Origin of the sequence: Candidatus Accumulibacter vicinus, from assembly GCF_000584955.1 — a bacterium.
GTDB classification, from domain to species: Bacteria; Pseudomonadota; Gammaproteobacteria; order Burkholderiales; family Rhodocyclaceae; genus Accumulibacter; species Accumulibacter vicinus.
Genome location: NZ_JDSS02000021.1, coordinates 245,601 through 257,128, shown reverse-complemented (window position 1 = coordinate 257,128; position 11,528 = coordinate 245,601). Strand labels below are relative to the sequence as shown.

Below are 11,528 nucleotides of genomic sequence, written 5' to 3'. Positions count from 1 at the left end.
TTCCAGTCCCCCGGCAGAGCCGGGGGATTTCCCATTTTTGGTTAAACAATAGTCACGCCCAAGCCGTGCAGTACGCGTTGTTGTCACAATTGGCCTGAAGCTTGTCCATAGCTACCCAAAGATCAACTCGAGGATTGTTGAAATGCTGACTTCGCTCGTCATCGTATTTGTCATTGCCTATGCCGCCATCGCACTGGAGCATCCGATCAAGATCAACAAGTCTGCCTCTGCGCTGGTAGGCGCAGGGCTGCTCTGGACGATCTATGCACTGGCTGGGGGCGATGCCCACAAGGTCGGGGAAGAACTGAGCGAATCCGTCATGGCAACAGCCCAGATCGTGTTTTTCCTGATGGGTGCCATGACCATTGTGGAAGTCGTCGATGCTCACAACGGCTTTGAAGTCATTACTAGACGTATTCGTACAACCAGGCTGTCGTCGCTGATGTGGCTGGTCGGCTTTGTGACGTTCTTCCTCAGTTCGGTGCTGGATAACCTGACCACTACCATCGTCATGATTTCCCTCATGCGGAAGCTACTCGCCAAGCATGAAGACCGTCTGTTCTTTGCAGGCATCATCGTCATTGCAGCCAATTCGGGTGGTGCATGGTCTCCGATTGGCGACGTGACCACCACCATGCTCTGGATCGGCGGCCAGATCACGACACTGGCCATCATGAAGTCGGTCTTCATCCCCGCGATGTTAAGCATGGTGGTTCCGCTGGCAGTGACGGCTTATGTCCTGCGCGGAAAGCCTGTCGAGTCGCCGCAAATACGCGCGAGTGATCATGGCCTGGATACCACCGACTTTGAACGTAATCTGATGTTCTTCATGGGCATTGGCATTCTGGTCGCCGTTCCTGCATTCAAGACCATCACCCATCTGCCACCCTTCATGGGCATTCTGTTCGGTCTGGGCATCCTCTGGCTGGTCGGCGATCTGGTCCATCGCAAGAAAGAGAGCGAAAGCAAGCAGCACCTGACACTGGTACATGCTCTCAGCCGCATCGACATGAGTTCCATCGTGTTCTTCATCGGCATCCTGCTTGCCGTCGCCACCTTGGAGCATACTCATATCCTGACTTCACTAGCGCAATGGCTGGATCAGACCGTGGGGCGGCAGGATGTGATCGTCCTGATCATCGGCATCGTCAGCGCAGTGGTCGATAACGTCCCGCTAGTCGCAGCGTCGATGGGAATGTATAGCCTAGAGCAATACCCGACTGACCACTTCCTCTGGGAGTTCCTTGCCTACTGCGCGGGGACAGGTGGTTCGATTCTCATCATTGGTTCGGCAGCGGGCGTCGCTGCCATGGGCTTGGAGAAGATTCACTTCTTCTGGTACGTGAAGAAGATCAGTTGGCTGGCTCTGATCGGCTACTTCGCTGGGGCGGGTGCCTACTTGCTCCAATATCAGGCCTGATTAGCAAGCTCCTTCGCCTCGACGGAGGCAACGTTCCGAGCGTAGCCACGAGAAGCCAGCCGGGAAACGTCTCGAGATGAAATCGCCGGTTGAAGCGATGAGCGAACGCGGCCAAGTAGCGCGAGCCGTACTTGGCGAAGTCGAGGGCATGGTAAGCGCCGCTCAAACTGGTCTTGCGGTTACCGAGAACGATATAACCTGTTTGCCGTTGCCCAGAAAGTTTTTTGTTGCACCGCACCATTATCTGCTATATTGTATGCGTCCGCCACTTGCATGCCGACGCCAGGCAGGAAATGTATGTACATCGTAGATGACCCCACCCTTGCGCTGATTACCCGTTTTGTGGGTGATTCCCCGAATCAGGAATGCTCCGATGCCGAGTTTTTCCGCCAACAGCTTTCTGCCATCGAAGCGCATGTCGAGCGCTTTCCTGCCGCTGAAAGGGAGATGCGTGCACTGGCGTGGATTGAGGCGAATGCCAGACAGTATCGCCAGCAGTGGCAAAAACAGGCGGCCATCAGTTCCCTGGCCAGTACGCGCTGCCCGGATTGCCCGATCGCGGGTGGCGACAGGCACATGCCTTGTGCCATCCACACACGCTGGCTGGCTCTCCTCCGACGCTACGCGGCAGGCGAGCTGTCTTCAAATGCTTATGTGGAACAAAGCCTGGCGTTATTGGCCACACACAAGGACCGGCTGAAGGTTGGCCATCTTCGCGCGTCACCGCGGCACGTCGATGCACACCAAGACCTTTTCATGATCCCGGCAGGCGCCCCACGGGGTCCGGAAAGGGAAAGACTGCATGACTGATTGGCAGCGTGATTGTTGACACCACTGGATCGGAAAGGGGGAAGTGCAATGCAAATCGCGGTTCTGGGTGCCGGTGCCTGGGGTACTGCCCTGGCGATCTCCTTTGCCCACCGTCATTCCGTCAGCTTGTGGGCACGCGATCCTGAAAAGGCTGCACGCATGCAGGCGGCCAGTGAAAACAGCCGCTACCTGCCGGGCCATCGCTTTCCTGCTTCGCTGCGGGCGACGGCTGATTTTTCGGCAGCCAGCAAGGATGCCGAGCTGATGATCATCGCTGCACCTCTGGCTGGTTTGCGTACTGCGCTGCAGCATCTGCGCGATGTCGAGGTCGAAACGCCCTTCCTCTGGGTCTGCAAGGGCCTGGAAAAGGGGACTGGACTGCTGCCGCACCAGGTCGTTCGCGAAGTGCTCGGCGAACGCTTGTGCGGCGTACTCACAGGGCCGAGCTTTGCCGATGAACTGGCTCACGATTTGCCGACGGTGGTGACGATCGCGTCGACCGACGCGAACTTCGCACTGCGCTGTGCCGAAGCCTTGCGTGGGCCGCGGCTGCGCATTTATGCCAGTGACGACGTGATCGGCGGTGAAGTGGGCGGTGCCGTCAAGAATGTCATGGCCATCGCCACCGGCGTTTGTGACGGTCTCGGGTTGGGGATGAATGCCCGCGCCGCCCTGATGACGCGTGGGCTGCACGAAATCGCCCGTTTTGGCAAGGCGCTGGGGGGACATGCCGACACCTTCATGGGCTTGTCCGGAATGGGCGACCTGTTTCTGACCTGCACCGGCGACCTCTCACGCAACCGGCGCGTGGGCCTGTTGCTGGCCACCGGCAAGCCTCTCGATCAGATTACCCATGAACTGGGCCAGGTTGCCGAAGGCGTGCCTGCCGCGCACGAGGTGCAACGCCGCGCCGCTGCACTCGGCGTCAAGATGCCGATTACCGACTGGGTCTGTACGCTGCTCGACGGCAGCGTGACGCCGATCGAAGGTGTCGCCGCGCTGATGGAACGGGACATCGGTTTCGAGGGCAGGTAACGCGCGATGCTCTGTCCCTTCACCCGCCGGATTCATACGGCGCCGAGGTAGCCGATCTGCCGCCAGGCTTCATACACCGTCACGGCGACAGCATTGGAGAGGTTGATGCTGCGATTGTTTGGCCGCATCGGCAGGCACAGGCGTTGCTCGACAGCAAACTCGGCGAGAATTTCTACCGGCAGTCCGCGCGTTTCGCAACCGAAGACCAGCGCATCGCCGACCCGAAAATCGGCCATGGCAGGACGGCGGGTCCCCTGGGTGGTCAGTGCAAAACGCCGCCCCGGCGGCGAAAGTGCAGCCAGAGCCGCACAGCAGTGGGTCCAGTCGGGATGAATCTGCACGCTCGCCAATTCGGCGTAGTCCATGCCGGCGCGCCGCAGGCGGGCTTCGGTCAGCGCGAAGCCGAGCGGTTCGACGAGGTGCAGGCGCGCACCGGTATTGGCACACAGGCGGATCACATTACCGGTATTGGGCGGGATTTCCGGGTGGACCAGGACGACCTCGAACATCTCTGCTCGGCACCTGCCAGCGGCTTGATCGGGCGGCGACTCAGCGCAGGCCCAATACGTCCTGCATGTCGAACAGGCCGGATTTCCGCTGCGCCAGAAAATGCGCCGCACGCAGGCTTCCCAAGGCATACGGCATGCGACTGCCCGCCTTGTGGCCGATTTCGACGCGCTCACCAGTGCCACAGAACATCACTTTGTGATCGCCGACGATGTCGCCGCCGCGGATGGTCGCAAAACCGATGCTCGACTGCGGCCGCTCACCGGTGACTCCCTCGCGCGCGTAGACGGCGCACTGCCTGAGTTCCCGCCCGAGCGCCTGTGCCACCACCTCACCCATGCGCAACGCGGTCCCCGAGGGGGCGTCGACCTTGTGCCGGTGATGCGCCTCGACAACCTCGACATCGTAGCCTTCGCCGAGAATCCGGGCCGCGACATCGAGCAGCTTGAAAACCACGTTGACGCCGACGCTCATGTTCGGCGCCAGGACCACCGGGATATCCTCTGCTGCGGCAGCAATCGCCGCCTTGTCCGCAGCGTCGAAACCGGTGGTACCGATGACCATTGCCACGCCATGGCGGCGGCAGATTTCGAGATGCTGGAGAGTCGCCACAGGGCGTGTGAAGTCGATCAGGCAGGAGGCCTGGGCAATGCCGGCGTCGCAATCGCTGCTGACCAGGACACCGCAGGGCATCCCCACCAGTTCGCCAGCATCCTTGCCCTGTTCGGGAACGTCAGGCCGATCAATTGCCGCGACCAGCTTCGCCGCAGCATCTTTCAGCGTGACCTCGAGCAGCATGCGTCCCATGCGCCCGCCTGCACCGGCGATCGCGATCCTCAATCCATCCATGTCAGAATCCCATGCTTTCCATGATCGTGCCGAAGAAACCGGGCCCGTCCGGAGGCGGTAGCACCGTACTGCCATCTGCCGGCAGCGAGCCCAGATCGATTTCCCGGTTGCGCACCTCGAAAACCGCTGCAGCGTCGGTGGATTGCACCGGGGCCACATCACCGGCGACACTCCGCAGTTTGCCGTCGGCGTCAAAAAAGACCGTAAACCGGCGCGTCTCGACCTCTCCCGAATTCCCTTTCTTCAGCCAATAGAAGTAATCCCAGCGGTTGGCGTGAAACATGTCCGTCAACACCGGCGTGCCGAGAATGAAGCGCACCTGATCCTTGGTCAGGCCGGGGCGCAACTGGGAAACCATTTCCTGCGACAGAACGTTACCCTGCTGCACGTCAATCCGGTATTCGTTGACGATGCGCGGTACCGTCGAGCAAGCGGCCAGCGTGCAGAGAACCGTGACAGGAATGGCGAGGCGAGGAAAGATCATGTTCAGGTCGGATCGTGGTAAGTGATCAATACGAGCAATGGCAAGCGACACGGCCGCGCCGGAAGACGGATCGTGTGCGATCCGACGGAAAGCCTTGCGGCAGTGCCGCGCGGCTGCCATCGAGGGTATATCATACCCGAATCCCTCCCTTCGTAGCCGATAAGGTAAGCCGATGAGCAACTCTGACAACCTCAAGAACATGGGGCTGAAAGCCACCATTCCACGCCTCAAGATCCTCGCCCTGTTCGAGAAGACCGAGATCCGCCATCTCACTGCCGAGGATGTCTATCGGCTGTTGCTCGCCGAAGACCTGGACATCGGCCTGGCCACCGTCTATCGCGTCCTGACCCAGTTCGAACAGGCGGGTCTGCTTGAGCGCCACTATTTCGAATCAGGCAAGGCGGTCTTCGAGTTGAGTCCCGGACAGCACCATGATCACCTGGTCTGTGTAGACTGCGGCCGCGTTGAGGAATTTTACGATGCCGAGATCGAACGCCGGCAAATGAGGATTGCCAAGGAACGTGGTTTCGTCATTCGCGAGCACGCGCTTTATCTCTACGCCGAATGCACCAAGACGGAATGCCCGTATCATGGCACTTCGCCCAGGCATGCCGGCGAGCGCAGCAAGACGCCCTCCTGAGCAGCGCTTACCAGAGAGCGGCGCCAAAAGCCCTGGCGAACAGATTGGCGATTTGATCCCGGCTTGGACGATGGTTCTGGCCACCCCGATGGGCGATCTTGAGGGTGCCCATCACCGCGGCAAGCTGACCAATCTTCTCCCAGTCCCAGCCGGCGGCAATTCCGTAGAGCAGGCCCGCGCGGTAAGCGTCACCGCATCCGGTGGGGTCAACGACGGCGTCGGCCTGGACACAGGGAATCTCATGGCAGCGGCCGCCGGCATAAATTCGCGAACCGGCACCGCCCAGAGTGATGACCAGTGCTTCCACTTCGCCAGCGAGCTGCTCGATCGACCGGCCAGTCCGGTCACACAGCAGCTTCGCTTCGTAATCGTTGAAACAGGCGTAATTGGCCAAATGCATGAAGTTCATCAGATCGTCACCGGAGAACATCGGCAGGCCCTGACCGGGGTCGAAGACAAAGGGCACCGCTGCCGCCGCAAAGTCCTGCGCGTGCTGCAGCATACCGTCACGCCCATCGGGTGCGACGATGCCGAGCGTCGCTCCCTCGACATCGGCAACCCGATTGAGGTGCGAGTACATCATCGCGCCGGGGTGGAAAGCGGTGATCTGGTTGTCGTCGAGGTCGGTGGTAATGAAGGCCTGCGCGGTAAAGCTTCCGGCAATCCGGCGCACATACGCGCGCGTCAGGCCATGGTCATCGAGCCGCGCCAGATAGGGGTCGGCATCGTCGCCCACCGTGGCCATGATCAAGGGGTCGCCACCGAGCAATTTGAGATTGTAAGCAATGTTGCCCGCGCAACCGCCAAACTCCCGTCGCATCTCGGGCACCAGAAAAGCGACATTGAGAATGTGAATCTGCTCGGGCAGGATGTGATTCTTGAAACGATCATGGAAAACCATGATGTTGTCGAAGGCGATGGAGCCGCAAATGAGCGTAGGCATGGACTTTCCGGAGTATTCAGCGGGTTGCAAAAGGAAGGAGTGGCAGCCACAGGCCTGTTCGGCCCCGGCAGCTTCCGGGGATAGGTACCATCAAGGATAGAAGACGTAAAGCCGATAACCGGCAGCATTGATCCCGCTGGCCTCGAGCCATAGTCTGAGTTCGAGGTCGGCATGGGCCGCGAACGATTCATCCGGCAGCCCCGAAGGTGGCAGATACTCATCGGGCTGCAACACGCGGCGTGCGACCACCTTGTCATGGGTGTCGGTGAGCGTCAGTTCCAGCGCCGGGTAGGCCTGCGCATACGCCGCCCGGTTACGCAGCGTGGCTTGCAGAGCGAGCAGTTTATGGCGTCCCGGATCGGTCTGCAATTCCGATGTCTCGATGCTCACCCACTCTGAATGGCGCGGCAGCGGCATGTCGGCCCCCAAGGCATCACTCAGCGCCGCCAGCACTGGCCGCAAGCCGGGTAGACCGAGCGCGATGGCCACACGAAAATGAAACACCCACTGGCAGGCAAGCATCACGGCAAGCAGCAGGGCGACGGTCGCGTAGGGCTTGGTCATGGCCCTGTCCGCCGGCAACGCCGGCCTGCCCATCAAGCCTTCGAGCCACCTGCCGTAGGCCAGCGTTTCGCGAGGCCGCGCCAGACCTTCCACTGCCGGCTCCTCGGCGTTGGCCAGGCCGGGTTCAGAAGCGCCTGGCGCAGACTCGAGCAGTCTGTCGGCAGGCCGCACATCGACCGGATCGGGAACGGGTGGCAAGGCCAGATCGTTTTCAACGGTCGGGCGATGGGTGGGCGCCTGCCAAGGTCGTCGGATAGTGACCGTGACCGCGGCCGCGTCCGTCGCCAGCTCCGCAGCAGTCGCCACAGCCGTCTGATCCGGGGCGATCGGGGTCGGCGGCGCGTCGTCGTCGAGCAAACCATCGATAGCATTGAATACCGTGCGGCATTGCCCACAGCGGACTTTGCCAGCGCGCGCCCGGATCTGCTCGGAAGTGACCCGGAAGACGGTCTGACAGCTCGGGCAGCAGGTTTTCACGTCAAGCCTTGACCCCTGCCAGACATATCCAGCCGTCGCGCGCGTCGGCAATTCCTAGCGGGAGGTAAGGCGCGTAGGCTGCAATCAGCTCTTCCGCCTGTTCGAAGAGAACTCCTGATAGTGCGAGGCTGCCACCTTGGCGAACGTGCGCACTGATCAACGGCGCCATGACCTTGAGCGGATTGGCAAGAATGTTGGCGACCACGAGGTCGAACTGGCCATGCAACTCGTGCGCTGAATCCTGGAAGCGGGCGCTGACCCCGTTCCCCTCGGCATTGTTCCTGGCTGCGATCACCGCCTGCGGATCGATATCGACCCCAACCACGTCGCCTGCACCCAGTCTGGCCGCAGCGATCGCGAGAATCCCGGAGCCACACCCATAATCGAGCATCGACATCCCCGGCAACACCCGGCGCTCAAGCCATTCCAGGCACAGCCGGGTGGTCGGATGCGACCCCGTTCCGAACGCCATGCCGGGATCGAGCACCAGAACGATGGCTTGCGGATCAGGAGCCTGGTGCCATGAAGGGACAATCCACAAGCGCTCCGAGACACGAATCGGCTCGAATTGAGACTGGGTCAGTCGCACCCAGTCCTGATCCGCCACAGCTTCCTGCGTGAAGGACGGCAAATCGTCGAGACCGGCCAGTGCCGCACAGGTCGTCAGCAGTTGCCTGGCGTCGCCATCCGGATCGAGCAGTGCAATGACCCGAGAATGCAGCCAGCCTGGTCGGCTGAGCGAACCGGGTTCCCCGAACTGCGGTTGTTCGTCGGGAGTGCCGGCATCCGCATCTTCGATACTGACGGCCAGCGCACCTGCATCGAGAAGCGCGTCAGCCAGCGCCTCGGCATGTTGGCAGTCGGTCTGGATGCTCAGAGATAGCCAGGCCATCGTGATTCAGTGACGATCAGCCACCCTTGTTGACCTCGTCCTTGGCGGCGAGCCTTTGCTCGAGATAGTGGATGCTGGTGCCCCCCTCCATGAAGCGAGCGTCCTGCATCAGTTCCTGATGCAGCGCGATGTTCGTCGTAATGCCTTCGATACTCATTTCCGACAGGGCAATACGCATGCGGCGAATCGCCTGGTCGCGACTGTCGCCATAAGCGATCACCTTGGCGACCATCGAGTCATAGTGCGAAGGAATGGTATAACCCTGATAGATATGCGAGTCCACGCGAATGCCCGGCCCGCCCGGCGGATGATAGAAACTGATCTTGCCCGGCGATGGAACGAAAGTGAAGGGATCTTCGGCGTTGATCCGGCATTCGATGGCGTGACCTCGAAAGGTCAGATCACGCTGTCTGAAGTGCAGCTTTTCACCCGCGGCAATGCGGATCTGCTCGGCAACGAGATCGACACCGGTGATCAGTTCGGTCACCGGATGCTCGACCTGGATGCGGGTATTCATCTCGATGAAGTAGAACTCGTTATTCTCGAAAAGGAATTCGAAAGTACCCGCACCACGATAGTTGATACGCCGGCACGCTTCGGCACAACGTTCGCCGATGCGCACGATATGCCGGCTGGGGATACCGGGGGCCGGCGCTTCCTCGATGATCTTTTGGTGACGGCGCTGCATCGAGCAATCGCGTTCGCCGAGGTAGACCGCATTCCTGAAGCTGTCGGCCAGAACCTGAATCTCGACATGACGCGGGTTTTCCAGGTATTTCTCCAGATAGACGTTGGGATTTCCGAAAAAGCTTTGTGCCTCCGCACGAGTCATGTTCACGGCGTTGATCAGCGCGGCTTCGGTCCGGACGACACGCATCCCGCGCCCCCCCCCACCACCCGCAGCCTTGATGATCACCGGGTAGCCGACGGCTTTGGCAATCAGCACGATCTCCCTGGGATCGTCGGGCAGCGCGCCTTCCGAGCCGGGTACGCAGGGAACTCCCGTGATGCGCATGGCCTCCTTCGCGGAAACCTTGTCGCCCATCAGCCGGATCGTCTCCGGGCGGGGCCCGATGAAAACGAAACCGGAGGATTCCACACGCTCGGCAAAGTCGGCGTTCTCGGACAGGAAACCATAGCCTGGGTGAATGGCCTGTGCGTCAGTGACTTCGGCCGCCGAGATGATTGCCGGCACATTGAGATAGCTGTGGGCAGAAGGCGCCGGACCAATGCAGACCGACTCGTCGGCCAACCTGACGTACTTGGCCTCGCGATCAGCCTCCGAATGCACAACCACGGTCTTGATCCCGAGTTCACGGCAGGCGCGCTGGATGCGAAGGGCAATTTCTCCGCGGTTGGCGATAAGGACTTTCCCGAACATGGCGGATGGATCTCCTTAGCCGACAATGAACAAGGGTTCACCATATTCGACCGGTTGACCGTTCTCGATCAGAATCGCCTTGATTGTTCCGCCCCGCTCGGCTTCGATCTCGTTGAGCAGTTTCATCGCTTCGATGATGCAGAGCGTATCGCCGACCTTGACCACGCTGCCCACCTCGACAAAGGGTTCAGCACCAGGACTCGATGCACGATAGAAAGTGCCGACCATCGGAGCCTTGATGAAATCGCCTTCCGGAAGCTCGGGTTCCGCCGACTCGGCCCCCTTGCCGGTTGCCGGCCCCGCTACCGGCAAGGGGGCTGGCGGTACGTAGGCATGTTGCACCATGCTGCCACCGTGCTTGACGATACGAACCCGTTCCTCGGCGTCGTTGATCTCAAGTTCGGTAATGCTCGACTCCTCGACAAGGTCGATAAGCTTCTTCAGTTTTCGCAGATCCATGGATTCACTCCGGATGATTGTTATTTTTTGCGGCCAAGCTTGGAACGGGCGTTGGGACAGGCCCGCAGGCGATCAAAGGTTTCGCTCGGCAGAGATCCTGCCCAGAAGATATTCCAGCGCCAGCAAATAGCCCTCGCTGCCCAAGCCACTAATGACGCCAATCGCCAGATCAGAAAAATACGAGTGCTGGCGAAACGGTTCACGGGCATGCACGTTGGACAGGTGGACTTCGACGAAGGGAATGCCGGTGCTGGCGAGTGCATCGCGCAGCGCGATGCTGGTGTGCGTGTAAGCCGCCGGATTGATGATCAGGAAACGGACTTCCTGGGCGCCCGCAGCATGGACGCGCTCGATCAACGCCCCTTCGTGATTGCTCTGGAAGGTTTCGAGATGAACTCCGGCAGCCTCGGCACGGTGGGCAAGTGCGAGATTGATCTCGGCAAGCGTGCTTGAACCGTAGTATGCAGGTTCGCGAGCACCCAGCAGATTGAGATTGGGACCATGCAGGACAAGCAGCCTGGGGAGCTCTGACGTGGTGTCGGTTTTCGACGCAGTTTGCTTCTTCATGACCGTCAGTTTGCCGTAAATGGCCGCATTTTGTCCAGCAACCTTAAGACCTTTCGATAGAGTAGGCGAGTTCCCTCGGCGCCTCTGTCTTCACAAGAACATCAACGCAGGCCGCAATGCACTCACTGCATATGGTTGCATGACGCCCGGCGAGGAGTTCCTTGAATTCCCCGACCTCTATTCCACAGAAGCGGCAATACAGAAAGCCGGCATCCATTACGGGTTGAGGGTTCGCCACCTTGGCCTTCCGTTCAAGAAGTATCGACGCTGCAAGAGAAACGCACGTATTGCAGATGCACTCTGCCTCAGAGGCTATCAGGCGATAGGCATCGCGCTCGCTAGCGCCACAAAATGAGCAATGGCGTCCGGTTTCTTCGCCAGCAGTAGCCACTGCCAGTGCTAACGCGGCCGGATATTGGATAACGTTGCTCATAGCGTTACGTGTAAGACGCCCAAGGTGATCTCCGCAAATCCTTATACCAAGCAAGCCGGTCGGATCA

14 protein-coding genes and 1 pseudogene are annotated in these 11,528 nt (G+C 60.2%); 4 read left to right on the top strand and 11 right to left on the bottom strand.

Annotated elements, in window-relative coordinates:
* Positions 1-142: 142 nt before the first annotated feature.
* The gene (gene nhaD, locus CAPSK01_RS10120; RefSeq protein WP_034925890.1) at positions 143-1,420 is read left to right on the top strand and encodes a sodium:proton antiporter NhaD; all 1,278 of its coding nucleotides are present in this window, start codon (positions 143-145) and stop codon (positions 1,418-1,420) included.
* On the opposite strand, the pseudogene CAPSK01_RS22595 reads toward nhaD, so the two are convergent.
* Positions 1,353-1,616, bottom strand: a pseudogene (locus tag CAPSK01_RS22595) (hypothetical protein); the annotation flags it as partial. The gene nhaD and the pseudogene CAPSK01_RS22595 sit on opposite strands and share 68 nt — an antisense overlap.
* Positions 1,617-1,717: 101 nt before the next feature.
* Between CAPSK01_RS22595 and CAPSK01_RS10115 the strand changes: the two are divergent.
* Together CAPSK01_RS10115 and CAPSK01_RS10110 are read left to right on the top strand one after the other, a co-directional pair.
* Entirely contained in the window at positions 1,718-2,230 is a 513-nt protein-coding gene (locus CAPSK01_RS10115; protein ID WP_034925887.1) for a hypothetical protein, read from the top strand.
* A gap of 48 nt (positions 2,231-2,278) precedes the next feature.
* Positions 2,279-3,265, top strand: a complete 987-nt coding sequence (locus tag CAPSK01_RS10110; protein ID WP_034925885.1) for an NAD(P)H-dependent glycerol-3-phosphate dehydrogenase — start codon at positions 2,279-2,281, stop codon at positions 3,263-3,265.
* 32 nt (positions 3,266-3,297) lie between these two features.
* Here the strand turns inward: CAPSK01_RS10110 and CAPSK01_RS10105 are convergent, their stop codons facing one another.
* The 3 genes from CAPSK01_RS10105 to CAPSK01_RS10095 are packed head-to-tail and all read right to left on the bottom strand — an operon-like array spanning position 3,298 to position 5,105.
* Positions 3,298-3,774, bottom strand: coding sequence for a tRNA (cytidine(34)-2'-O)-methyltransferase (locus CAPSK01_RS10105; protein ID WP_034925884.1), 477 nt, complete (start codon positions 3,772-3,774; stop codon positions 3,298-3,300).
* Between the two features lie 40 nt (positions 3,775-3,814).
* Positions 3,815-4,621 (bottom strand): 4-hydroxy-tetrahydrodipicolinate reductase, encoded by an 807-nt coding sequence (dapB, locus tag CAPSK01_RS10100; protein WP_034925882.1) that lies wholly within the window; start codon positions 4,619-4,621, stop codon positions 3,815-3,817.
* A gap of 1 nt (position 4,622) precedes the next feature.
* Positions 4,623-5,105 (bottom strand): outer membrane protein assembly factor BamE, encoded by a 483-nt coding sequence (locus CAPSK01_RS10095; protein ID WP_034926063.1) that lies wholly within the window; start codon positions 5,103-5,105, stop codon positions 4,623-4,625.
* 172 nt (positions 5,106-5,277) lie between these two features.
* Here CAPSK01_RS10095 and fur point away from each other — a divergent pair, with 172 nt between their 5' ends.
* The gene (fur, locus tag CAPSK01_RS10090; protein ID WP_034925880.1) at positions 5,278-5,745 is read left to right on the top strand and encodes a ferric iron uptake transcriptional regulator; all 468 of its coding nucleotides are present in this window, start codon (positions 5,278-5,280) and stop codon (positions 5,743-5,745) included.
* A gap of 7 nt (positions 5,746-5,752) precedes the next feature.
* On the opposite strand, the gene CAPSK01_RS10085 is transcribed toward fur, so the two are convergent.
* From CAPSK01_RS10085 to CAPSK01_RS10055, 7 genes are all read right to left on the bottom strand, one after another.
* Positions 5,753-6,688 carry a carbohydrate kinase family protein gene (locus CAPSK01_RS10085; RefSeq protein ID WP_034925879.1) on the bottom strand — a complete coding sequence of 312 codons (936 nt, stop codon included), beginning with the start codon at positions 6,686-6,688 and terminating at the stop codon, positions 5,753-5,755.
* A gap of 90 nt (positions 6,689-6,778) precedes the next feature.
* Positions 6,779-7,729: a DUF3426 domain-containing protein gene (locus CAPSK01_RS10080; protein WP_034925876.1), complete on the bottom strand. Its 951-nt coding sequence runs from the start codon at positions 7,727-7,729 to the stop codon at positions 6,779-6,781.
* A gap of 1 nt (position 7,730) precedes the next feature.
* Entirely contained in the window at positions 7,731-8,621 is an 891-nt protein-coding gene (gene prmA / locus CAPSK01_RS10075) for a 50S ribosomal protein L11 methyltransferase (protein ID WP_034925874.1), read from the bottom strand.
* A gap of 16 nt (positions 8,622-8,637) precedes the next feature.
* The gene (gene accC, locus CAPSK01_RS10070; protein ID WP_034925872.1) at positions 8,638-10,002 is read right to left on the bottom strand and encodes an acetyl-CoA carboxylase biotin carboxylase subunit; all 1,365 of its coding nucleotides are present in this window, start codon (positions 10,000-10,002) and stop codon (positions 8,638-8,640) included.
* 15 nt (positions 10,003-10,017) lie between these two features.
* Complete coding sequence (gene accB, locus CAPSK01_RS10065) at positions 10,018-10,461, bottom strand: acetyl-CoA carboxylase biotin carboxyl carrier protein (protein WP_034925870.1); 444 nt, start codon at positions 10,459-10,461, stop codon at positions 10,018-10,020.
* A gap of 72 nt (positions 10,462-10,533) precedes the next feature.
* Positions 10,534-11,028, bottom strand: coding sequence for a type II 3-dehydroquinate dehydratase (gene aroQ / locus CAPSK01_RS10060; RefSeq protein ID WP_034925868.1), 495 nt, complete (start codon positions 11,026-11,028; stop codon positions 10,534-10,536).
* A 43-nt stretch (positions 11,029-11,071) separates the two neighbouring features.
* The coding region (locus CAPSK01_RS10055) for a ClpX C4-type zinc finger protein (RefSeq protein ID WP_273703451.1) at positions 11,072-11,528 on the bottom strand (457 nt) is incomplete at its 5' end.